Origin of the sequence: Pseudomonas sp. R43(2017), from assembly GCF_002112345.1 — a bacterium.
In the GTDB taxonomy this organism is placed as follows: Bacteria; Pseudomonadota; Gammaproteobacteria; order Pseudomonadales; family Pseudomonadaceae; genus Aquipseudomonas; species Aquipseudomonas kribbensis.
This window is the reverse complement of sequence record NZ_NEHJ01000001.1, coordinates 979,014-1,002,270: the sequence shown is the minus strand read 5'-3', so window position 1 is coordinate 1,002,270 and position 23,257 is coordinate 979,014. Positions and strand designations below refer to the sequence as shown.

At 59.1% G+C, this 23,257-nt stretch carries 21 protein-coding genes; 13 read left to right on the top strand and 8 right to left on the bottom strand.

Annotated elements, in window-relative coordinates:
- Positions 1–241: 241 nt before the first annotated feature.
- Positions 242–1,768 (top strand): TIR domain-containing protein, encoded by a 1,527-nt coding sequence (locus CAG02_RS04550; RefSeq protein WP_085708548.1) that lies wholly within the window; start codon positions 242–244, stop codon positions 1,766–1,768.
- Between the two features lie 224 nt (positions 1,769–1,992).
- A complete protein-coding gene (locus CAG02_RS04545; RefSeq protein WP_085708547.1) occupies positions 1,993–2,544 on the top strand; it encodes a hypothetical protein in 552 nt (183 codons plus the stop codon).
- A 161-nt stretch (positions 2,545–2,705) separates the two neighbouring features.
- Here the strand turns inward: CAG02_RS04545 and CAG02_RS04540 are convergent, their stop codons facing one another.
- Positions 2,706–3,287: a hypothetical protein gene (locus CAG02_RS04540; protein ID WP_085708546.1), complete on the bottom strand. Its 582-nt coding sequence runs from the start codon at positions 3,285–3,287 to the stop codon at positions 2,706–2,708.
- A gap of 893 nt (positions 3,288–4,180) precedes the next feature.
- On the opposite strand from CAG02_RS04540, the gene CAG02_RS29980 reads away from it, so the two are divergent.
- Complete coding sequence (locus tag CAG02_RS29980; protein WP_256576888.1) at positions 4,181–4,309, top strand: hypothetical protein; 129 nt, start codon at positions 4,181–4,183, stop codon at positions 4,307–4,309.
- Between the two features lie 67 nt (positions 4,310–4,376).
- Here CAG02_RS29980 and CAG02_RS04535 read toward each other — a convergent pair whose 3' ends face one another.
- Positions 4,377–5,027 carry a hypothetical protein gene (locus CAG02_RS04535; RefSeq protein WP_085708545.1) on the bottom strand — a complete coding sequence of 217 codons (651 nt, stop codon included), beginning with the start codon at positions 5,025–5,027 and terminating at the stop codon, positions 4,377–4,379.
- A gap of 481 nt (positions 5,028–5,508) precedes the next feature.
- Here CAG02_RS04535 and CAG02_RS04530 point away from each other — a divergent pair, with 481 nt between their 5' ends.
- Complete coding sequence (locus tag CAG02_RS04530) at positions 5,509–5,871, top strand: DUF6124 family protein (protein ID WP_085708544.1); 363 nt, start codon at positions 5,509–5,511, stop codon at positions 5,869–5,871.
- A gap of 135 nt (positions 5,872–6,006) precedes the next feature.
- Here the strand turns inward: CAG02_RS04530 and CAG02_RS04525 are convergent, their stop codons facing one another.
- Entirely contained in the window at positions 6,007–6,963 is a 957-nt protein-coding gene (locus tag CAG02_RS04525; RefSeq protein WP_085708740.1) for a GlxA family transcriptional regulator, read from the bottom strand.
- Positions 6,964–7,069: 106 nt separating this feature from the next.
- Here CAG02_RS04525 and CAG02_RS04520 point away from each other — a divergent pair, with 106 nt between their 5' ends.
- Positions 7,070–7,864 carry an SDR family oxidoreductase gene (locus CAG02_RS04520; protein ID WP_085708543.1) on the top strand — a complete coding sequence of 265 codons (795 nt, stop codon included), beginning with the start codon at positions 7,070–7,072 and terminating at the stop codon, positions 7,862–7,864.
- Positions 7,865–8,053: 189 nt separating this feature from the next.
- Positions 8,054–10,936, top strand: coding sequence for a winged helix-turn-helix domain-containing protein (locus CAG02_RS04515; protein WP_085708542.1), 2,883 nt, complete (start codon positions 8,054–8,056; stop codon positions 10,934–10,936).
- On the opposite strand, the gene CAG02_RS04510 is transcribed toward CAG02_RS04515, so the two are convergent.
- The 3 genes from CAG02_RS04510 to CAG02_RS04500 form a co-directional block, all read right to left on the bottom strand.
- Complete coding sequence (locus CAG02_RS04510; RefSeq protein WP_085708541.1) at positions 10,923–11,537, bottom strand: response regulator transcription factor; 615 nt, start codon at positions 11,535–11,537, stop codon at positions 10,923–10,925. The two genes, CAG02_RS04515 and CAG02_RS04510, sit on opposite strands and share 14 nt — an antisense overlap.
- Before the next feature lie 77 nt (positions 11,538–11,614).
- Positions 11,615–11,986 carry a response regulator gene (locus CAG02_RS04505; RefSeq protein WP_085708540.1) on the bottom strand — a complete coding sequence of 124 codons (372 nt, stop codon included), beginning with the start codon at positions 11,984–11,986 and terminating at the stop codon, positions 11,615–11,617.
- The gene (locus CAG02_RS04500; protein WP_256576887.1) at positions 11,986–13,572 is read right to left on the bottom strand and encodes a PAS domain-containing sensor histidine kinase; all 1,587 of its coding nucleotides are present in this window, start codon (positions 13,570–13,572) and stop codon (positions 11,986–11,988) included. Before CAG02_RS04500 ends, CAG02_RS04505 begins: the two co-directional genes overlap by 1 nt.
- A 343-nt stretch (positions 13,573–13,915) precedes the next feature.
- Here CAG02_RS04500 and CAG02_RS04495 point away from each other — a divergent pair, with 343 nt between their 5' ends.
- Entirely contained in the window at positions 13,916–14,935 is a 1,020-nt protein-coding gene (locus CAG02_RS04495; protein ID WP_170931559.1) for a quinone oxidoreductase, read from the top strand.
- Here CAG02_RS04495 and CAG02_RS04490 read toward each other — a convergent pair.
- On the bottom strand, positions 14,868–16,097 hold the full coding sequence (locus CAG02_RS04490) for an MFS transporter (protein WP_085708537.1): 1,230 nt from the start codon (positions 16,095–16,097) through the stop codon (positions 14,868–14,870). The genes CAG02_RS04495 and CAG02_RS04490 overlap by 68 nt on opposite strands.
- A gap of 216 nt (positions 16,098–16,313) precedes the next feature.
- Here CAG02_RS04490 and CAG02_RS04485 point away from each other — a divergent pair, with 216 nt between their 5' ends.
- The 4 genes from CAG02_RS04485 to CAG02_RS04470 all read left to right on the top strand — a co-directional run bounded on the left by CAG02_RS04485 (position 16,314) and on the right by CAG02_RS04470 (position 20,124).
- Positions 16,314–17,660 carry an epoxide hydrolase family protein gene (locus tag CAG02_RS04485; RefSeq protein ID WP_085708536.1) on the top strand — a complete coding sequence of 449 codons (1,347 nt, stop codon included), beginning with the start codon at positions 16,314–16,316 and terminating at the stop codon, positions 17,658–17,660.
- An 85-nt stretch (positions 17,661–17,745) separates the two neighbouring features.
- On the top strand, positions 17,746–18,789 hold the full coding sequence (locus CAG02_RS04480) for an alpha/beta fold hydrolase (protein ID WP_085708535.1): 1,044 nt from the start codon (positions 17,746–17,748) through the stop codon (positions 18,787–18,789).
- A 24-nt stretch (positions 18,790–18,813) separates the two neighbouring features.
- A complete protein-coding gene (locus CAG02_RS04475) occupies positions 18,814–19,323 on the top strand; it encodes a cytochrome P460 family protein (RefSeq protein WP_085708534.1) in 510 nt (169 codons plus the stop codon).
- 24 nt (positions 19,324–19,347) lie between these two features.
- Positions 19,348–20,124, top strand: coding sequence for an alpha/beta fold hydrolase (locus CAG02_RS04470; protein WP_085708533.1), 777 nt, complete (start codon positions 19,348–19,350; stop codon positions 20,122–20,124).
- A gap of 46 nt (positions 20,125–20,170) precedes the next feature.
- Here the strand turns inward: CAG02_RS04470 and CAG02_RS04465 are convergent, their stop codons facing one another.
- Positions 20,171–21,385, bottom strand: a complete 1,215-nt coding sequence (locus tag CAG02_RS04465; RefSeq protein WP_085708532.1) for a CynX/NimT family MFS transporter — start codon at positions 21,383–21,385, stop codon at positions 20,171–20,173.
- Between the two features lie 134 nt (positions 21,386–21,519).
- Here CAG02_RS04465 and CAG02_RS04460 point away from each other — a divergent pair, with 134 nt between their 5' ends.
- Together CAG02_RS04460 and CAG02_RS04455 are read left to right on the top strand one after the other, a co-directional pair.
- On the top strand, positions 21,520–22,335 hold the full coding sequence (locus CAG02_RS04460; protein ID WP_085708531.1) for a helix-turn-helix transcriptional regulator: 816 nt from the start codon (positions 21,520–21,522) through the stop codon (positions 22,333–22,335).
- Positions 22,336–22,469: 134 nt separating this feature from the next.
- Complete coding sequence (locus CAG02_RS04455) at positions 22,470–23,219, top strand: creatininase family protein (RefSeq protein ID WP_085708530.1); 750 nt, start codon at positions 22,470–22,472, stop codon at positions 23,217–23,219.
- The last annotated feature ends 38 nt before the right edge of the window (positions 23,220–23,257 follow it).

The following is a 23,257-nucleotide window of genomic DNA, read 5'->3' as shown; positions in this document are numbered from 1 at the left end:
GGCTTGGGTTGCGGGGCGGGTTGGTGAGGGGTGAGTGTTTTAGGGAGGGGCGATTTCGGGGGCTGCGAATGGCTGCTATCGGCCAAAAGCAGACTTCGCAGAAGGATTGAAGTTGGATCGTAAGTCGCTCGCTTAGCAATCTTCATCCGTGTCACCTTCTGCATTGTTTTTTCTCGCCGTCGCGCTAATCTGAGTTCATCCAGATCCCAGGACATAAAGGATTTCATCCATAGGAGTAACAATGTCAAAACCTCGTGTCTTCATCGGCTCATCCGTTGAGGGACTCAGTGTCGCTTATCCGGTACAGCAGAACTTATTGCACGAAGCGGAAGTCACCATCTGGGATCAAGGCGTTTTTGAGTTATCTCAAACTACGATGGAGAGTTTGACTAAGGTCCTCTCGGAAAGTGACTTCGCTATATTCGTATTTTCACCGGACGATTTGGTCCGGATCAGGAATTCAACTGCACCTGCAGTTAGGGATAATGTACTTTTTGAGTTCGGCCTTTTCATCGGAAAACTAGGACGAGAGCGAGTTTTTTTCATTCTGCCATCGGATGGTGATCTACATATCCCTACTGATCTTTTAGGAGTTACGCCTGGTAGATATGAGTCAACACGCGAAGATGGCAGCATGCAGGCGGCTACCGGTTCTGTGTGCTACCAAATCCGGCTTCAGATGAAGAAGCTCGGGATCGCTCCTGGTCGGATTATCGTAGAGGAAAGCACAGAAGGCGGCATAGTAGAGGAATTGGAAAGACGCGATTGGTTATTCGACTTTGTAGAAGAAAAGTATGACCAAGCCAAGGCTACGCTCCAGAGTGAAGTAGAGAGCATGTCGGGAGAAGCTGCGCTTACCAGAAAAGCTTGGATTCTTTACTGCGAGTTCAAGCTAAGTAACGATAACAACATCGATGCATTAACAAACTACGCCAACGAGCACTTTGAGTTTTCAGGTGTTCAATCTATTGTCGCAACATTCCTTCGCTGGGAAGGCAACGCCAGCAAAGCAATCGAACTCTTGTCTGCCGTCCAGGAAAAAAGGCCGAAGGATTCCGAAATTGCTATGGCGCTTGCGCTGTGTCATTCGGATGAAACTGACAGTGCTAATGAAATCGCTGAACTGCAGCGTATTGGACCGGATGATTTTCCAGAAGTAGCCATCCGTTTGGCTGAGACCCTTGAGCGAGAGGAAAAAACGAACGAAGCATTATCAGTTATTCTGCGTTGCTACGCGAAGCATCCAAGCCACAAGGGGCTTCGATTCAAGTACGCCCGCTTGGCTCAGGAGCTTGGTCAGGATCATATTGGGGCACATTTACTTGATCGCCTGACACATGATGACCCCAGCTCAATTGAATATTGGGGATATCTTGGGAACTCCTGTCTCCAACTCGATTTATACGATAAAGCGCTATATTCCTATCGTAGAACAGAAAAGCTAATGAATGCAGAAAGCTCTTCGCAGTGGATAACCGCTAACATAGGTAACTTACTGATTAATAAAGACCTACCAACTGAGGCGTGTGAATACTTGGAGCGTGCAGTCAAGTTTGAGCCTCACTCTGAGTACGGCCATGAAAGATTAGCTTCTGCTTTAAGAAAAAAGGCTTCCGAGGCCAAAGAGTTCAAGAAGAAATGCACCGAAGGGCAACGCCAGGTACGTGAAGCGATAAAAAAGGTTCTCAATCCTTCGACTATTGAATCCGATGCCTCGCGCGGCCTGCTGAGCAACTTGCTTCTGACTAGCTCACCTCCCTCAAAATGACTGCTCTGGGTCAATTGCTGCTCTCCCGATTAACAGCAATTGGCCGATTACCGTCGCCCACGAATGACTGCTTTCGGCCATATCCTTCTGGTAGCGGTACAAAGTACCTGCGCGATAATCCAGGTATAATCACGGATTGGCTGTGGTTGCCGATTATAGAAATGGGTGATGCAGTGAGTGAAGTGAAAAATGAATAGTTATATGAATTTATTGAGGAAACTCATATGGAAGCTGCATTAATCGGGATGATTGGCGTAATCATCGGGATATTTTTTAATGAGTTTATAAGAAGAAAAAATCGAATTGAAAGTTATGCCCAAAAGACGTTCGACAAACGTCTCGAAATATTTGATGAGCTTTATCAGCGTGTTTCCGAGTGCGGATCCCTCGGTCAACGAGTAATCAGCGAAATTGAGTTGCCCTCAGAAGAGCGATATGAGTTGATAAGTGATGCGATTATAGAATTTGCAGGATGGTGCGACAACCATGGTCTATATTTGCCCGAAGAGGTAAGCCTTCATTGCATGACACTGCTGATGGGGGTAGAAGAAATTCCGGACATTGAAGACGAAAATCAGAAGCTGGAGCGAATTAAGAATTTCCAAACGCAATTGCGGTATGCGAAAGAAATGATAAGAAAAGAATCGGGCATAGAGGATATAAATAAAACATTCGCATCCATGACCAAAGCCAAATATAGCAGCCCAATAATCGAATACTATCGTGCGCAAAAGAAAGCCATGCTTAAATCAAAAAAGCAAAAAAACATCAAGTAGTGTATTTGATTATAAAAAATTAATCGCCGCACACTGTTAGGAGTAACACAGGAAAGGGGACGGATTTATTTTATTAGAAATAAATCCGTCCCCATTTTTGGTCCCCATTTTTGCTTATTCTCTTGGGAATAAATTGGTTCCCTTTTTTGTCCCCTTTTTCTTTAAACTAGAAAATACTGCGTAAATATAGCTTTTAACCAAGGAAAGTAGTCGTCATCAGTCATTGTTTTCGTAATGATCTCGCCTTTTTGACCAATCGTGAAAGAATCAAGGCTGCCACTGTTCATTTTAAATGTGAAATTATTCGGCAACTCCAGCGTCGAATCATAATGCTCATCTTGCATCAAGGAAAAATAGATCTCATATGGAAATCTATCGAGGATTTGCCCGATCGCGAAGATGAATAGCTCCACAATGTCAAGATAGTCTTCTACCTGCTCTGTAGTGGGTACAATGTATTCGTGCTCGACACGGTTTCGTGTTTTATTTAATCTGGACAAAATGCGAGGTGACAATATTCCGCATTTGGAAAGATACTCCAGTCGCTTGTCGAAACCTAGTTGCTTATTTTTGTAGGCAACTTTCCATCCTAGGGCATTGCACAGAGTTTCTGTTTGTAGATGAAAAGCTCTTTTGGCGTTTCCAACAGCGTTAATTAAAGCCCGTTCCCCGTCCTGCTCATCAAAGTCCTGTCTTCCATATTCCAAATAAGTTAATGGTAAAATTTTTGCCTGATGACTCACTCAGCTATAAGTTCCTCCATCATTTATATAGTGGGAAATGTACTCTGGCTTCAAGTTCTTAACGTTCATTTACAACTCGCAGATACCTGTCAAATTGGTGTTCTATAGTACCAGACGCTCGACAGCATTGAATCGCCCCGGGCTTTATAGACACATCTGAATGACCGCTATTGGCCGGTAGCGGTCGTTAGCCAACGTCCGTTTATGGCCGAAAGCAGCCGGTCAAAAAACAAAGGGTGAGGGCCGTTCCTGAGCCACCCGTTTAACCACCCAAAAACCACGTTTAAAAGACACCATCCGTTACGCCCTCAAGGCTACACAACCTTGCGTCATTGCCTACGACTACGCCAGAATCCGCCGGCTTGTGCGTCTGGGGCGCGGGTTTTATCGTTTCCGGGTCACTGAAAAAACAGTGATCGGGTTTGGTAGCCCGGTTTACCTGTCGCATCGCAACACCAGTTTGCAGGGACTTTTTCGTCCTCTGTTTTATGGTGGCCATGCGTAGGGCGTCTTCGGACGCGCCGAAGTGACTGATCCGCAGCTATGCAAGCGGTGCTCAGATCGTGTTCAATTTCGCACATGCACTCACCCAGTTCCCTCGAAACAAGTGAAAGTACTATCGCTTCGGATTCCCGAGGCGGCCTTAGATCACCTGGTCAACGGCAAGGCCGCAATGGACTGGGTGATGGAGCGCCAAACTGGAAAAGGGGACAGATTTATTTCCCTACTCTAAACGTCCGCTATTGGCCGGATGCGGTCGGCCTCCCAATGTCCGCTTCTGGCCGAAAGCGGACGCCCGGACAAAGGCGATTATTCCCCATTTTTTTGAAAGTAGCCGTCGTTGCTACTAAGGTGAATCTGCAACAACCAATGTCAACATCAAGGAGAGATTTATGGCACTTAAACCAGGCCCAAAGCCAATTGCTGAATCAACTGGTGAAGTTGATAAGCGTCGTCGTGACAATAAAAACACGCAAGGAAATAATCCCGACTTAAAACCTAGCAAGTCCACGAAAAAATAGGTTGTCGCTGGCGGAAGCTACTGTAATGGTAGCTTCTGTCATTTGAGCTTTTAGTAAACAAAGACGATTACTCCCCATTAACCCGCTTAAGCCAATTCCAAAATGGATCGTCCGATTCCTGCGCATCCATACTTTCAGTGCCGGTAACAACCTCCGACGCTCTCGCCGGAATGCTCAACCCAAGTGCCCGCTCTACATGGGCCCGCAACAGAAGCGGTGGTGGCGGGTAAGAGTCATCGCCGTATTCCTTTTCTCGCACTTCTTCAGGCGTCAGCTGGAACTGCTCTGGCCAGCAGAGTTCGTCGTACCCGATCGCCAGCAGGCGCAATAGATCCTGCACGTTATCGGTCAGCACACAGAGCATGTCGGATCCTGATCCCGAGCCCAGATGGACAATTCGTTGCTGCCCGTTGTCGTCCAGCCACAGTCCGGCCCACGAACCGTCACCTCCGGTTCTCAAGAATATCGTTAGTCGGTGATTCACTTCGGGGTCGTCACTACGGGTCCATAGCGCGGTAAAGGCAGGATCCGGAACGTAGAAAGTGGTCGTGGCGATATCGCTGTTTTCAGGTTCCGGATGCAGGGTCATGTAGCGCTCACCGTCGCGGTGTGTCCGGACACAGCCGTGTTCTTCCAATAGCTGAAGGGCTTGCTCCAGTAGTGGTGGCATCGGATTGCTGACGGGGAAGGCTGCGGTGATTTCCTTGGTGAACTTCATTTCTTTCCTGATTCAGGTGCGCCTTGACGGAGGGTAAACGCGATGGTGATAGACAGACCATCCCTCCACCGAGATCTTTCAAAAACAAAGGGTGAAAGCCGCTCTTGATTCACCCGTTTAACCACCTCCAAAAAACCTGTTTAAAAGATACCTACTGTTACTTCCTCAAGGCTACACAACCTTGCGTCATTGCCTACGACTACGCCAGAATCCGCCGGCTTGTGCGTCTAGGGCGCGGGTTTTATCGTTCCATGGTCACTGAAAAACAGTGATCGGGTTTGGTAGCCCGGTTCCCCATATGACGCATAACGTCACCTAGCGCGGATGCCTTTTCGGTATCTGACTTATGGTGGCCATGCGCAGGGCGTCTTCGGGCGCGCCGGATTTTCCATATGGGCCGGTCTACCAACCTTCGTATGGCCACCACCCCTCGTTTGGTAGCGAGAGTGATGGCTCCTTAAGTCCCATATGGAGTTTCACCATGATCAAACCAACACCCAACCCACCCGAAACCGACCCGGTTTCCCCCTATCAATTCCCCGATTCCCGCACCCTCAACGAAGCCGCCGAACGCGCCCTCGACCATTACCTCACCCCACAACAACGCATCATGGGCAGCCACCACAAACATGACCCCATGTTCCTGGCCAACCCCGCTTACAACAGCGAATCCCTCCTGGCCAACGCCAGCGAATCCCTCGATTCCGCCAGCGAAATGCTCAGCAACTTCGCCGCTATCCTGGAACCCGGCCACCGCAAAACGGCGCTGGGCATTGCGCAAGTGGTGATGGTCGCGGGGTTGGCGGTGAATCAGGCGCTGGATCATGTCGAGGTGAAGACGTGATCGGTTGATGGCTGTCGCTCAATAGCCGAAAAGTAAATGGCCGAGGTTCTCAGGTGTAACTGACGACCTCGGCCATATTTTTTTCTGCACATATCGACGTTCGAACAAAGGGGACGCCTAGTCAGTCCGCGATATCTACACTTTCCCCACCACTTGCCGCGCATCCCGCCGCACCGCCTGCGGAGGCACACCGAAGCCTCGGATAAACGCTTCCCGCATATGCCGCCGATCGCGAAAACCGGATTCGCTGGCCACCACATCAAGGGAATGCCGGCTCTGTTCGATCATCAATCGAGCGGCCTCCAGGCGCAGGCCTTCGATGGCTTTGGCGGGGGATTGGCCGGTTTCTGCGCTGAATATGCGGGTGAACTGGCGAGGGCTCAGGTGTGCCACGCCGGCCAGTTCTTCGACACTGAGCGGTCGGCTCAAATGTTGCCGTGCATAGTTCAGTGCGCTTTGGATTCGGTCGGACTTGGGGGCGAGGTCGAGCATTTCCGAATGCTGCGACTGCCCGCCGGAGCGGTGCTGGTGCATCACCAGTTTGTGCGCCACCGAGCGGGCGACGTCGGCGCCCAGATCCTTTTCCACCATGCCGACGGCGAGGTCGAGGCCGGCGGTCATGCCCGCCGACGTCCAGAAGGGGCCGTCGACGATATAGATGCGGTCGACGTCGACGCTGATTTCGGGGTGGCGCTTCTGCAAGGCCTGCGCGTAAGCCCAGTGGGTTGTGGCGCGGCGTCCGGTCAGCAGGCCGGCTTCGGCGAGGATGAAGCCGCCGGTGCAGATGCCGACAGTGCGCCGCGCCTGATTGCCGGCCTGGCGCACGAAGTCGAGCACAGCGGAGGCTGTGTCGGTTTTTTCCGGATCGTTGACCCCGACAACGATCCAGGTGTCGGCCAGCCCGGGCGCTTCGAGCGGGCGGGTTTCCATGGCCAGCCCCAGTGAGGAGCGCACCATGCCGCCGTCCGGCGAGAAGTTTTCGATGCTGTAGAAGGGCGCTTCGGCGATCTGATTGGCGAACTCGAAAACGGCTTGAGTCGCCAGGGAGAGCACCTGAAAACCGTCGGTGAGCAAGTAGCCGATGCGATGCATGATGATTTCTCGGATGTCCTGAATCCATACCATATACGTCATTTGAGATATGGCCAAGCCGTCGCATCCTGTTCTCCAGTACTTCCCACAACCCTGGAGACTCGACATGACTCAATCCCGCCTCGGTACCGCCCTGATCACCGGCGCTTCGTCCGGCATCGGTGCCATCTACGCTGAACGCCTGGCCCGCCGTGGCCATGACCTGATCCTGGTCGCGCGAAATCGCGACCGCCTGAATGTTCTGGCCAAGCGCCTGAGTGAAGAAACCGGCCGTCGCGTTGAAGTCCTGGCTGCCGACCTGTCCGAAAAAGCCGATCTGGCGCGGGTCGAAGATCGCCTCAGAACGGACGCCAACATTTCTCTGCTGGTGAACAATGCCGGGGTTGGTGCGACTCATCCTTTGCTGGAGTCAGACGTCGACAAGCTCGAAGACCTGCTCACGCTCAACGTGAACGTGCTGATGCGCCTGACTTACGCGGCGGTCCCGGGTTTCGTCGCCCGTGGCGGCGGCACGCTGGTCAACATCGCCTCGATCGTGGCCATTGCCCCGGAGGTGTTGAACGGCGTTTACGGCGGCTCCAAGGCTTTCGTCCTCGCGTTCAGCCAATCCTTGCGTCACGAACTGGCGGACAAAAATGTCCGGGTCCAGGTGGTGCTGCCCGGCGCGACGGCCACCGAATTCTGGAGCGTGGCCGGCACACCGCTGGAGCATCTGCCGGAGGCGATTGTGATGCGGGCGGACGATATGGTGGACGCTGCGTTGTCCGGCCTCGACCAAGGCGAGTTCGTCACCATTCCGGCACTTCCCGAAATCGCCGACTGGGATGCCTACGAGGCGGCGCGCCAGAAGCTGATGCCTGATCTGTCGCGGAGTGAGCCGGCTGCACGCTATCGCGACTGATGTTCGACGCAGGCATCGATTTGCGAACGAAGGGGGCTACGAACATAGGGGCCGAAATTACGAGCTGAAGTTCTCACTCCGCACGCGTCAGGCTTGAACGACCGTGCAAAACTCCTATGATGCAAAGGGCCTGCGCCTGTGGCTTGCAACCGGCGACGCCCCCTTCGTTTCCCAGTGAGATCGCCCCTCGTGGAGTCTATTCCAGACGCTTTGCATGAATCACTCATGACCCGGTTTGTGTTCGGGCCGTTTTGCGTCGTTCCAGGTAAAAGGCTGCTGACCAGAAACGGGGTTGCGGTGGAGATCGGCGGTCGGGCGCTGGATCTGCTGATTGCCTTGCTCGAGCAGCCGGGGCGGGTGCTGTCCAAGTACGATCTGATCGAAAAGGTGTGGCCCGACAGCGTGGTTGCCGAAGGCAGTCTGCGCTTCCACATGACGGGTCTGCGGCGGATTCTCGGGGATGGCGAGGAGCACGCGCGTTATATCGCGACCCAGGTGGGTGTGGGTTATGCCTTCGTGGCGCCGCTGGAAAGGCAACTGTCCGGGGTTCAGCCTACGCCCACGGAATCCGGGCATTTAAGGGCTGCCTGCAGCCTGCCGCCGCGGGCGAAGCTGATCGGGCGCGAAACCGACCTGCAACTGGTCGTCGATCACCTGCAGCAGCCCAGGTTGTTCACCCTCGTCGGTCCCGGTGGCGTCGGCAAGACCAGCCTCGCCATCGAGGTGGCGCATCGCATTGCGGCCCAGGGTTACGAACGCGTCTGCTTCGTCGACCTGGCGCAGGTGGAAGACTGCACGCTGGTGCCTTCAGCACTGGCCCGCTCGCTGGAAATCGCCGTGCAGGCCGAAGATCCGATGTTCGTTTTGCTGGCGCATTTGCGCGAACAGCGGCTGATGCTGGTCATCGATAATTGCGAACACCTGATCGACGCCGTTTCAACCCTTCTGGAACAGATCAGCGACAGCGCGCCCGACGTGGGCATTCTGGCCACCAGTCGCGAGCCGTTGCGGGTGCGTGGCGAATACGTGCATTGGCTCAATCCGTTGGAGTTTCCTCGCGAGTCCCGGCACCTGTCCACTCAGGAGCTGCTGGCATTCGCAGCGATCAAACTGTTTGTAGAGCGCGCGTCGTCGAGCAATGCGGCGTTGCTGCTGGAGGCGGATGGCGGGCAAATGATCGCGGACATCTGCCAGCGTCTGGAGGGCATGGCCCTGCCGATCGAACTGGCGGCGATGCGGGTTGCCAGCCACGGCCTGAAGGCCACGCACGCCTTGCTCGGCGAGCGTTTTTCACTGGGCTGGTCGGGGCGCCGGACGGCGGTCCCGCGGCATCAGACGCTGCGTTCCATGCTCGACTGGAGTTACGACCTGTTGTCGGCGCCGGAGCGTCTGGCGCTGGAGCGATTGTCGGTGTTTGTCGGGCCGTTCTCTCAAGAGGCGGCGTCCCAGGTGGTTGCCGAGTCTCAGTCCGAAGGCCCTGCGGTGGCGGCGATCCTCGATGATCTGGTGTGCAAGGGGCTGGTCACGGTTGATCACAGTGATTCGACGGATTCCTATCGGCTGCTCGAGATGACACGCGCCTATGCCCGGGAGAAACTGGCGGCCCGAGGCGATGCCGAAGTGAACTCGCTGGCCTTCAGGCATGCGGCGTATTACATGGATCTGCTGGGGCATCCCGGCACCTCGCCCGATGAGTTTTTCCGCAACTTTGCGCGCCTTGCCAGTCAGTTGGGTAATGTACGCAGTGCGCTGGAGTGGAGCTTCGGGCCCCATGGCGATCCGGGCCTGGCGTTGCCCCTGGCAGCGGCGAGTGCACCTCTGTTCCTGCATTTTTCCTTGCTGGTCGAGTGCCGGACCTGGTGTGCCCGGGCCGTGGAACTGCTCGAACTGGGGTACTACGGCACGTCGACCGAAATGGAACTGCAGGCGGCGCTCGGGCTGGTGCTGATGTTCACCCAGGGCAACAGCGAAGCGGCCGAGAAGGCCTTGCTCCGGGCGCTGGACATTGCTGTTGCGCTGGCTGACCACGGCTCGCAGTTGAGGCTGCTTGGCCGCTTGCAGATTTTCTACGAACGCATTGGTGATTTCCCTTCTTCGCTGGCGTGGGCGGAGCAGGCAGCCGTTGTCGGCAACCTGCTGAATCAGCCGGCGGCCATCGCAATCGCTTCATCGCTGACCGGCATCTCCCATCATCTGCTGGGCGATCAGCGTCTGGCGCGCCAGGAGCTGGAACGCTCGCTGCGCAACAGTTTGCCGTCCCATCCCAGCCACACCATCTACTACGGCTTCGATCACCGCAATCGCACCGGGCTGGCACTGGCCCGTTCGCTGTGGTTGCAGGGCTTTCCCGATCAGGCCCGGCACTGGGCCGAACTGATAGAAGCCGAAGCGTCGGCGCTGCAGCATCCGGTCACCTACTGCATCGCCATGGTCTGGATTCTGTGCATCTACATCTGGACCGGCGATCTGGAGAAGGCGGCCGCCAGCCTTGAACGGTTCAGTGCCGTGGCCGAGACCAACGCCCTGGGCCCTTATATTGCCGCCGCCCATGGCTTGCGGGCGGCGATTGCGATCCGCGCCGAACAGCCTGGCGATGCGGTGCCGCTGCTGGAGGAAAGCCTGGCGCGGCTGCGTGGCATGCGCTACGAACTGCTCACGACATCGTTTGAAATCGCGCTGGCCGAGGGCCTGATTCTGGGTAGGCAACACGCGAAGGCGCTGATGCTGGTGGACGGCACCATCGATCACTGTCGTCAGAGCGGCGACGCCTTCGCATTGCCGGAACTGCTGCGGATCAAGGCCGGAATTCTCAAGGAAATCGATGGCGAAAATGTTCAGGCCATCACGACTCTTCTTGAGGCGTCCATCGCGCTGAGCCGCGATCAGGGGGCCTGGGCATGGGAGCTGAGGACTTCGATGGATCTGGCCAGGCTCTGGCTGGAACAGGGAAGGGCGGAGCAGGCCAAGGCGTTGCTCGGTGCTTGTCGCGATCAGGTCTCGGAAGGTTTCGACACCCTTGACCTGCGCCGGCTGGAAAGCCTCTGGAAAAGCCTTGGCGTCACGCGGGGGTGATCAGCGCCGCCATTTTCACCAGATCTGCCAGTGAACGGGCTTTCATCTTGCGCATGACCTTGCCCCGGTGGGCCTTGACCGTGATCTCGCTGATCTCGAGGTCTGCGGCGATCAGTTTGTTCAGACGACCACTGACTACCGCGGCCATGATTTCCTGTTCGCGGGGCGTCAGGGTCTTGTAGGCCTCAAGCACGGAGTGCAGGGCTTTTTCACCTTCCAGAGCCGCCCGGCTGCCTTCGAGCGCATCGCCCATGGCGGTCAGCAGCTCATCATCGTTGAACGGTTTGGTCAGAAACTCCACCGCACCGGCTTTCAAGGCCCGCACCGTGCGCGGAATGTCTCCGTACCCGGTGATGAAGATGATCGGCATGTTGTAGCGCTCGTCAGCCAGGGACGTCTGCAGATCCAGACCGTTCAAGTCAGGCAGGTTGATATCCAGTACCAGACAACTGGGTACCCGCGCGCGGGGCTCGGCGAGAAAATCCTGCGCGGATTCGAAGAGTCGTGGCTGCCAGCCGGCGCATCGGATCATCAGTTCCAGCGACTCGCGCACGGAGACGTCGTCATCCACAACGAACACCACAGGCGTGACATCACTCATCGGCAATGCTCCATGGCCGGGGGACACTGTGTGATTCGAGTTCAACATGTCGATTCCTTTTCTTTACCGCTTCGCGTTCAGTCGAGGGGCAGGGCAGCGCTCAGGGCCTTGACCAGTTGCGCTTCACTGAAGGGCTTGAACAGGCACTCCACCGCGCCGGTATTCAACAGCTTTGCCTGTTGGCTGGCGTCGGCGTGAGCGGTGATGAAAATCACCGGAATGCGATAGCCGCGACGCAGCAGTTCCTTGTGCAGATCCGGCCCGGACATGCCCGGCATGGCCACATCGAGAATCAGGCAATCGGTCAGGCCGAGATAAGGCGACGCCAGAAACGCCTGCGCCGAGGCGAACGCCTGGACAGCGAATCCGAACTCCCTGATCAGGTCAGGCAGTGATTCACGAACCGACTCGTCATCATCGACAACCGATACGAGCAAGTACTTACCCATCAGTGATTCTCCATGACGCGATCACAGGCCTCGCGGTTGTCAGCGTACGGGATTGAAAAGGCGAACGTCGCACCCGGGCCGTCGTTGGCAGAGGCCCGGAGTTGCCCGTCGTGGTGTTCGATGATGGAGCGACTGATCGACAGACCGACCCCCATGCCCGAGCTTTTGGTGGTGTAGAAGGCATTGAAAATCCGCTCCATGTCCTGTGGATCGACCCCGGTGCCGCTGTCCTTCACCGCCAGATAAACGCTCCGGTCTTGTTCCTGGCCGGTGCTGACGATCAAGTCTCTGGAGCGACCGGTGATGCTGCTCATGGCCTCGACAGCGTTCATGATCAGGTTGAGGATCACCTGTTGAAGCTGGACCCGGTCGCCCCTGACCGGCGGCAGGGCCTCGGCGAATCGAGGATGAAGCACCACGCCGTTGCGTTGCAGCTCGCCCAGCAGCATGGCGATGACTTCCCGTGCGGCGTCATTGAGGTCGACGTTTTCAATCGTGATGCTTTTTTTCGAGAACAACGCTCGCAAGCGGTTGATCACATCGGCCGCGCGATTGCCGTCGCGAATGGTGCGGCGCGCGGTTTCCAGGGCTCCGTCGACATTCGGCGGATCGGCTCCGAGCATGCGCAGGCAGGTGCTGGCGTTGGTGATGATGCCGGCCAGCGGCTGATTGACCTCATGGGCAATGGACGCGGTGACTGCCCCCAGGCTGGCGACTCTGGCCAGATGCGTCAGTTCGGAACGGGCCTTGGCCAAAAAGGCTTCCGCCTGTTTGCGGTCTTCGATGTCGGTGTTTTCGCCATACCAGCGCACGATCCGGCCCGCCTCATCGCGCTGGGGCACGGCGCGAATCAGAAACCAGCGATAAATGCCGTCGAAGCGTTTCAGGCGAGCCTCGTACTCACCGGCATTGCCCGAGTGCAGAAGCGCCTGCCAGTAACCGCCCAGTCCGGGAGCGTCGTCGGGATGGATCGATGCCACCCAGCCATCGCCGCACGCCTCTTCGAGCGACATGCCGGTGTAGTCGCACCAGCGCCGGTTGACGAATCCGACACTGCCTTCGGGGGACGCGCTCCAGACGAATCCGGGAACGGCATCGATGATGCCGCGCAGGCGCTCCTCCGAGCTGCTGACCTCCGCGAGGGCTTTGGCGATCAAGACCTTGTCCCGTCGGCGCTCGTCGATATCGACCTGCAACACGCACCAGCGAGTGATGGTGCCTTCGCTGTTCCTGACCGGCAGGCCGCGCACATGAAACCAGCGATAGACACCGTCGGCGCGCCGAATCCGATGCTCGATATCATAGGGTGTGCCGGTGCCGACCGAGTGCATCCACGCCGCGCCGACCGATGGCAGATCGTCCGGGTGCACGGTGTCGCTGGCCTGCCAGTTTTTCAGTTCTTCGAGGGGGATGCCGATGTAGTCCAGGATTTGCCGGTTGACCTGCTCCAGCTCGCCGGACGGTGTCATGAAGGCGACCATGGCCGGAATGCTGTCGATGATCGAGTCGGCCTCGGACATTGGCAGGCCCCCGTCATTGACGTGGCCTGGACCGTCTTCGATGACGCGCTCCCGCTCGTTCGCCATGTCGATTCTCATTGTGCAGTCACCGTTGAACAAAGATGCGCCTTCTGATGGCACTCGCCCATCATACTTTGGTGTCGCTTGCCGCGAATATCGGCCGCCCTCACGCATTGCGATGCGCATCACAGACCGCCTGCGGCTTTTGTAAGTCACTGTATCTACGGCCCCTCAAGCCACACAAGCATGCAAATGAGCCTGTTCGCGAAACTGCGCGGATACACCACCCGGCCACCCTTGGCGCTGGTTTCAACGTCCTCCGACGATTGAATGAAGACAACGTGACGTCCGCGCTCCTGCCACCCGAACGGCAGCAGGACAGGTCGTCCCTGTGGCAGGGCAGAACACAATGAAAGCAGTCGTGATCCAGGCCTTTGGCGGGCCCGAAGTCTTGACGGTGCAAGACATTCAACTGGCTGAACCGGGGCCCGGACAAGTCCTGGTCAAGGTCATGGCGGCGGGTATCAATTTCATGGACACCGGTGTCCGTCGCGGCCTCGGCGCGGCCTGGGAGCTGCCGCTGACGCCGGGGGCGGAAGGCGCCGACATTGTTTCAGCCACCGGATCGCAGGTGAAGGAATTCGCTGTCGGTGACCGCGTGGCCTGGCATTACGTGCCGGGCAGCTACGCCGAACAGGTGATCGCCCCGGTCAGCCAGTTGGTGCCGTTGCCGGACGAGATCGACTTCAGCACCGCCGCCAGCCTGATGATGCAGGGCCTGACCGCCAGCAATCTGGTGGACAAGGTGCATGCGATCCAGCCGGGCGATGTGGCATTCGTGCACGCGGCGGCGGGGGGCGTGGGGCTGATGCTGACCCAGTTGATCAAGCTGCGGGGCGGCAAGGTCATTGGCCGGGTATCTCACGCCGACAAGGTGGAGGCCGTACTCGCGGCGGGTGCCGATTACGCTGTGATCGGGCGGGCGCACAACATTGCCGGCCAGGTCATGCGCCTGACGGAGGGGCAGCGGGTGAATGTGGTGTACGACGGCACCGGTGCGGAGGGCTTCGCCGAATCGTTGAACCTGCTGGAGCATTTCGGCACCCTGGCCTTGTACGGGCCGTTCATGGACCCGATCCCGCCGATCGATATCTTCAGCGTGCCGCGCAGTATCAAGCTGACGTATCCCTCGGTCATGCACTACGTGCGCAACCGCGAGCTCCTGCTGGAAAAGTCCCGGCAACTGTTCGCGTGGGTCAGCACCGGCAAACTGAAAACCTTCATCGGCCAGCGTTATTCACTGGACGGCGCGCAGCAGGCCCATCGCGATATCGAGTCGCGCAATACGACGGGCAAGCTAATCATTGTTCCTTGGTGCCACGCCAGATCAGCAGCGCTGCCAACATCTGGCTGCCGGCGAAGAACGTGAACAGCTCTTGCGCGGTCCATCGGGCATCCAGCAGAAAACCGGCGACTATCGGCGAAATGATCGCCCCCAGGCGCCCCATCGCCAGCACCACGCCGACGCCGGTCGTACGGACTGATGTGCAGAACGCCTGAGGGGCCAGGACATACAGGGCGGCGACCGCACCGTTGAGCATCAGGCCAAGTGTGACGGCCACGAGCGCGGCCAGACCGGGCGAGTGCGAGGCCGGCACCATCAGTGGCAACAGGGCGGCGTTGAGCAGCAGGAAACCCGACGACAATCGCCGGCAGCCATACCGATTGGCCGCCAGTCCCAGCAACAGGGCGCCGAGCATGCCCCCCGACGCCAACAGAACGCCGATCCGGGCGCCTTGCCGATCGGTAAAACCGTTAAGAACCAGAAGACTCGGGGTCCAGCTCATCACGAAGTAAAAGCAGAACATCAACAGAAAGAGTGCCAGCGCCAGCGACGTGGTCTGTTGCCACTGACCGGACGAAAACGGTCGGATTGCCTTGTCAGGCGACGTTGGAGCGACAGGCCCACGGCGTTCAAGTGCCAGAAATGATGGTGACTCTCGCAGCCAGAAGACGCCCGCCAACGCCGCCGCCAGCGTGATACAGCCCCCCGCGAGAAAGACATACCGCCAGCCCATGAAATCATTCAATACGTGCGCCAGCACCCCGCCCAGGCTGGCGCCCATGGCGAAGGCGAGGGACTGCAACGCGATGGCCAGGTTGCGCCGCTGCGCGCTGGCGTGCTCGAACGTCAGCACGTTCGCCCCCACCAGCACCGCCCCCGTGCCGATGCCGGTCAACAGTCGCAAAAGCATCAATACGTGATGATCCTGGCTCCAGAACGACAGCAACATGCTCAGTCCGCCGAGCAGCAGGCCGGCGAGCAATAACGGCCTGCGCCCGAAGCGGTCGGCCCTCGGCGCGGCCAGCAGCGATCCGAGCGCCATCCCGACCAGGCTGGCGCTCAACAACAGGCCCGTTTGCGCACCGTTCAACGTCCACTCCGCTGACACCCGGCTGGCGGTGAAGGCCATGGCCATCACGTCCAGCCCGTCGATCACGTTGAACAGCATGCACAGCCCGATCACCCACCACCGCGAAGTGGTCGATGGCATGCCGCACGGGCGTTCGAGCGCTGTTTCCCCACGCATCCGCAATCCTTGTTCTGCCAGGTCATTCGAATGGGCCGGCTCGCCGAGCCGTATCCCTGCCGCATTTTGCCCGTTAACCGCTGCTGAATTCGAGCGCGATTTTGCGCCTCATACCAAGGTATCGACCGACACCATCGTGTAATCGCTGCGAGGGTGGCGGGGTGGTCTGATCCGATTGGCGATGCCTTTCGAATAATGACTACAAGGAGATCCAACATGGTTGCGGTTACGTGCGGTTCCACATGGCGCCATTGCCTGGCGTCAGCCATCAGAAGAGGGGCCCTGGGCCTTGCCGTGCTGGCAGGCAGCAGCGGCGCCTGGGCCACCGGCCCGACAACCGATCAGTCGCAAGCCATTCGCCCGTACCACGTTCATGTGGACGAAGCGAAATTGACTGATCTGCGCAAACGCATCGCCGACACCCGTTGGCCCGACAAGGAAACGGTCAACGACGTGTCCCAGGGTGTGCAACTGGCGCAGGTCGAGGCCCTGGTTAAGTACTGGGGCAGCGGTTATGACTGGCGCAAGGCAGAGGCGAAACTCAACGCCTTGCCGGAGTTCGTGACCACGATTGATGGCGTCGACATTCAGTTCATCCACGTGCGCTCGCGCAACCCCAACGCGATGCCGCTGATCCTCACCCATGGCTGGCCGGGTTCGCAATTCGAGTTCCTCAAGACTATCGGCCCGCTGACCGATCCCGTGGCCTATGGCGGCAAGGTCGAGGACTCGTTCGATGTGGTGATTCCGTCGATTCCCGGTCACGGCTTTTCCGGCAAGCCGACCGAACTCGGCTGGGGTCCGGACCGGGTGGCGAAAGCCTGGGATGTGTTGATGAAGCGTCTGGGTTACACCCACTACGTGTCTCAGGGGGGCGACCATGGTTCGGTGATTTCTGATGCACTGGGTCGTCTGGCACCGCCCGGTTTGCTGGGCATTCACTTGAATATGCCCGCCACCGTGCCACCGGAACTGGTCAAGCCGATCAATGGCGGAGACCCGGCTCCGGCTGGGCTGAGCGGCCCGGAACTGACGGCGTTCAACTCGCTCAGCAAGTTCTTCGGGCGCAACGCGGCCTATGGCGCAATGATGGTGACCCGGCCACAGACCATCGGTTATCTGCTGGCGGATTCGCCTGCCGGCACGGCGGCGTGGATGTATGAAAAGTTCGCCGCCTGGACCGACAGCGACGGTCAGCCCGAGAAGGTGCTGAGCCGCGATGAAATGCTCGACGACATCAGCCTGTACTGGCTGACCGACAGCGGCGCCTCGTCCTCCCGTTTCTACTGGGAGAACAACAACAATAACTTCAGTGCCGCCGCGCAAAAGACCGCGGACATCAAGGTGCCGGTGGCGATCACCGTGTTCCCCCACGAAATCTACCGTGCGCCGAAAGTCTGGTCGCAACGTGCCTATCCATCGCTGGCCTACTTCAGCGAAGTCGGCAAGGGCGGTCACTTCGCGGCATGGGAGCAACCGCAATTGTTCAGCGAAGAACTGCGCGAAGCCTTCCGGCCACTGCGCGCGGCTGCGCAGAAAACTGCGGCTCAGGCCGCGCGCTAGCCCTTCAATCGGCAATTCCTTTAACGCTAAGCCCTTCAACCAAAGCCCGGAACCGCCGCCCGGCGGTTCACGAGGGAGACTCGGCATGACTGACCATAACGCTGTAACTCAATCCCGGCGCGTGCTCGCCGTTTCGATGCTGGCGCTTGCACTGGGCATCGCCTCGGCCTACGCCAGCGCCGCCGAAGTACCCGGCGGCAAGATCGACGCGATCACCGCCGGCAGCAACGTTTCTTTCGGCGCGCTGAAACACGTCAAGGCCGGACTGCTGGACGTGTCGTACGCGGAAGCCGGCCCCGCCGACGGGCCGGTGGTGATCCTGCTGCACGGCTGGCCCTACGACATTCACAGCTACACCGACGTGGCCCCGGCACTGGCGCAGAAAGGCTATCGGGTACTGATTCCCTATGCGCGCGGTTATGGCGATACGCGCTTTCTGTCGGCCAAAACCGTGCGCAACGGCCAGCCCTCGGCGCTGGCGAAGGATCTGATCGACTTCATGGACGCCTTGAACATCAAGCAGGCGGTACTCGGCGGCTACGACTGGGGTGCGCGCACCGCTGATATCGTCGCCGCGCTCTGGCCGGAACGGGTGAAAGCGCTGGTGGCGGTGAGCGGTTACCTGATCGGCAGCCAGGACGCCGGCAAGACTCCGTTGCCGCCGGCTGCCGAGTTGCAGTGGTGGTATCAGTTCTATTTTGCGACGGAGCGCGGTCGTCTGGGTTACGAGAAAAACACCCATGACTTCGCGAAACTGATCTGGCAATTGGCGTCGCCGAAGTGGAACTTTGACGATGCGACCTACGACCGCAGCGCCGCCGCGTTGCAGAACCCGGATCACGTCGCCGTGTCGATCTTCAACTACCGCTGGCGTCTGGGGCTGATCAAAGGGGAAGCGCAATACGATCCGCTGGAGAAAAAACTGGCGGCATTCCCTTCGATCGGCGTGCCGACCATCACCCTGGAAGGCGACGCCAATGGCGCGCCGCATCCACCGGCCGAGGCTTACGCCAAACGCTTCACCGGCAAATACGAATACCGGCTGATCAGCGGTGGTATCGGCCACAACTTGCCGCAGGAAGCGCCGCAGGCATTCGCTCAGGCAGTGATCGATGCCGATCATCTCTGATCGCTGGCCGAAGGGGATCTGACGATGAAACTCAACCATTGGGCCGTGTTGCCGGCGGCCATTGCACTCGCGGCATTGGCCGCCACCGGTGTCGCGTTGGGCGAGGCCGATGATGGCGACGCCTCGCCGATCTACGGCGTGAAGCTGCCGAAAAACTATCGCCAGTGGGCGCTGATTGCCCCGGCCCAGGAAGCTGCGCCGCTGGATGAATTGCGCGCGGTGCTGGGCAATGACCGGGCGATCAAGGCTTACCAGAGCAAGACGCTGCCGTTTCCCGACGGCACGGTGCTGGTCAAGCTGGCGTGGAAACACGTGCAGTCGCCGGAGTTCGAACCCGCCTCGATTCCGGGGGCGGCCACCACCGTTCAGGTGATGGTCAAGGACTCGCGCAAATACGCCTCGACCGGCGGCTGGGGATTCGGCCGCTTCATCAACGGTAAACCTGCCGATGAAGCCCAGCACCAGACCTGTTTCGCCTGCCATCAGGCGCGGGTGCAGAACCATGACTATGTCTTCACCCGATACGCCCCCTGATCCCGTCACACAAGGAGTTGTCACATGAAAAGAACATTGACTGCGTTGACCCTCGCTGCCGGCCTGTGCCTGGGCGTGAGTGCCTTCGGCCAATCCGCCAAACCGACCGTGGTACTCGTGCACGGCGCGTTTGCCGACGCATCGAGCTGGAACGGCGTGGCGAAAATTCTCGAGAAGGATGGCTACACGGTGATCGCCGCCGCCAACCCATTGCGCGGCGTCAAGAGCGATGGCGCGGCGGTTTCGGCCTTGCTCGGCAGCATCCAGGCGCCGGTGGTGCTGGTCGGTCACTCCTATGGCGGCAATGTCATCAGTGAGGCGGCCAACGATCATGCCAATGTCAAAGCGCTGGTTTATGTCAGTGCCTTTGCGCCCGAGGCCGGCGAAACCGTTGCCGGACTCGCCGGCAAGTTTCCCGGCAGCACCCTTGGCCCGACACTGGCGGCACCTGTTGCGCTGGCCGACGGCGGCAAGGACTTGTACATCCAGCAGAGCAAGTTTCACGATCAGTTCGCCGCCGATGTCCCGGCTGCACAAGCGGCGCTGATGGCCGCGACCCAGCGCCCGGTCACCGAAGCAGCGCTGAACGAGCAAGCCGGCACGCCTGCCTGGAAGCACATTCCGTCGTGGTACATCTACGGCGACAAGGACAGGAACATCCCGCCCCAGGCGATGGCGTTCATGGCCCAGCGTGCGGATGCCAAGGCAGTGGAGGTGGTGAAGGGCGGCTCTCACGTGGTGATGGTGTCGAACCCGGCGCCGGTGGCCCGATTGATTGAGAAAGCCGCTGCGGCCAACTGAAACCCTGCGACGTGCCGAGGCGCGTCGCAGGTCTGTCACTTCCCGCTCAGGCAGCGGACACCTGTGGCGATGCTGCCGGTGCCAGTCTGAGCAGGGGAGTGATGCCGAGCATCAACAGCAGGACCGCGAACAGCAAGGTGTACGCCGGGCCATAGTGTCCGGTGTATTCGCGCAGGGCACCAAAAAGCAGCGGGCCGAGCGCGGCGATCAGGTAACCGATGAACAGCATGAACACCGTCCACAATCCGGCCTGTTCGCTGGTGCTGGCGTGATCCAGCGGCAAGGTCATGGCCACGGTGAAACCCATGCCCAGCCCGATGGCTGCGAGCACCACATACAGCATCGGCCAGTACGCCGGCAGGAACGCCATGCCGCCCAGCCCCAGCAGGGCCAGCAACGCCGACAGTCCGAGCAGGCCGCGCCGGTCGTGGGCCTTGCCCGGAATCAGTCCCGCACCCACGCTGGCCACGGCGAACACCGCCGTAAAAATGCCCAGCAGGATGCCCGGGGACACACTCGACGTGGCCGCTTCCACCGACGCAGGCGCCATCCAGGCGAAGAGGGCGTAGACCACGAATTGACCGGCACCGAAATTCAACGCGATCAGCCACGCCTGCGGATTGCCCCACGGCAGACGCTTGCGCTGGTGCGACAGCGATTTCACCACTGGCGCCGGGGTCGCAAAACGCCGTGCCATCCACACCCAACTGGCGATGGCGGTGACACACAGCATGCTCCAGATACCGGCGCCGACCCGCCAGTCCTGCGCCAGCTCGGCAATCGGCGCGCTGAGCACTGCCGCGAGGGTCGCGCCCAGGCTCAGTCCGCCGGCATAGATGCCCATGAACAGTGCCGGTCGTTGTGCAAAGTGAGTCTTGATCCACGCGCCGGTCATTGCACCGGCAACCGCAATGCCGACGCTGGCGAAGAACGTACTGCCGAGCAGGAAAAATGCATTCGGCGAGAGTTCCCGCAGCAAGGTCGAGGCCCCCAGCAGCGTCAGTGCGACAACCACACTGCGATCGATCCCGAAGCGTCTGGCCAGGCTCGGAACCACCAGCGCGAACACGCCCATGCAGACGTCGGGGATCGAGGTCAGCAGCGCGGCCTGGGTGTAGCTCAACTGGAAGTGCTGCTGGATCAACAGCAGGATCGGCCCCACCGAAATGATCGGCGGCCGCAGGGCGATGGACAGGATCAGCAGGCCGATCACCGCCGTAATGGCCTGCTGGCTGCTGGAGAGATTGCGGGTGATTGCCATTGGGAAAGCCTCATTGATGAACAATGAGCGCAAGGCTAACAATGGGCCGGCCATGGCAAGTGCCAGGGTTTGTCGTCAAAGTGACAATCGTCGCCTTACTACGATCAAGGGCTGTTTTCAGGAGACTCCAAGCGATGAAACAAGAGGTGCGCAAGGTCGTCGCTAGACGTGAGTCCGCGCCGCGCAGCGAACGCTATCCCGACTATCAGGATGTGCCGCGGGTGATGACCGTGCTGGTGCGCGATCAGGCCACCGGTGAATACAACGAGCCGCACGTGCATCGGCACGGGCAGTTGCTGTATGCCTCGAACGGCGTGATGCGGGTGGCCACCGAACGCGGATTGTGGATCCTGCCGCCGAAGCGGGCGTTATGGATTCCGCCCGGGGTGATCCACGACCAGTTGATGCTGAGCGCGGTCAGGATGCGCTCGATCTACATTGAGCCGCAGGTCTGCGCCGGGCTGGGCGATCACTGCAAGGTGCTGGAGATCCCCGGACTGCTGCGCGAGTTGATTCTGGCCTTGGCCGACCAGCCGATCGAATACCCGCAGGAAGGGCGCAACGCGCACATTGTGGCGTTGATACTCAGTGAACTGCAGGCGGCGCGGACGTTGCCGATCGAAGTGCCGTGGCCGGTCGACAGGCGACTGGTCACGGTGTGCGAGGCGATTCTGCAGGACCCCGGACAAGACCATTCGATCGGCTATTGGGCGGACCGGGTCGGCGCCAGTTCGCGCACGCTGATTCGCCTGTTCGTCAATGAAACCGGCCTGAATTTCCGCCACTGGCTGCAGCAGGTGCGGCTGGCGACCGCCATCGACCGGCTCGACAAAGGGCAGTCCGTCGGGGTGATTGCCCGGGACCTGGGCTATGCCAGCCAGAGTGCCTTCAGTGCGATGTTCAGACGGGTGATGGGCGAATCGCCCCGTGAGTTTCTCGTTCGCGATTAGGGCGTTCTGCCGATTCCGATACCTTCGTATTCTGTCGTCGAAGGGAGGCGGGTGTTATCAATGACGCTGCTGTTGCAGGTGCATTGAACGCCAACCCTCGTTCCGCGAGGAACCTTCGAAGAGTGAGAATCCTGATGCTTTTATACCTATCGACCTGGTCCGAAATCGCCCAATTCCTCGAACGCAGCCGCACCATCGTCATCCCGATCGGTTCCAACGAACAGCACGGGCCGACCGGCCTGCTGGGCACCGACTGGATGTGCCCGGAGATCATCGCCCATGAAGCGCAGAGAAGTGCAGACATCCTGATCGCCCCGACTTTCAATATCGGCATGGCGCAACATCACCTCGGTTTCCCCGGCACCATTTCGCTCAGGCCCTCGACCTTCATCGCGGCCATCGCGGACTGGACCCGTTCGCTGGCCGCCCATGGCTTTGAAAAGATCTTTTTCCTCAATGGCCACGGCGGCAACATCGCCTCGATCGAAGCGGCGTTTTCGGAGCTGTACGCCGAGGCGAGTTTTGCCCGGCGCAAGGCCGGGTTCGCCCTGAAACTCTGCAACTGGTGGGATCTGGAAGGCGTGAATGAGCTGGCCCGTGACCAGTTCCCGACTGGCCACGGCATTCATGCAACGCCTTCGGAAATCGCCGTGACCCAGTGGGCCTATCCCGATTCCATCAAGTCGGCCGACTACTCGCCGCAGATCGCCAACTGGGGCCCGATCCGCGAAGCCGCGGACTTCCGTGCCCGTCACCCCGATGGCCGCATGGGCTCGGATCCGGCCCAGGCTTCGCCGGAAAAGGGCCGGCAACTGGTGAAGATGGCGGCTCGCGGCCTGGTGCAGGAGGTGCAGGCCTTCAGTCGCGAATCATTGCCTGACTGACCCGTACAAACAACAACGCCCGGATGATCCGGGCGTTG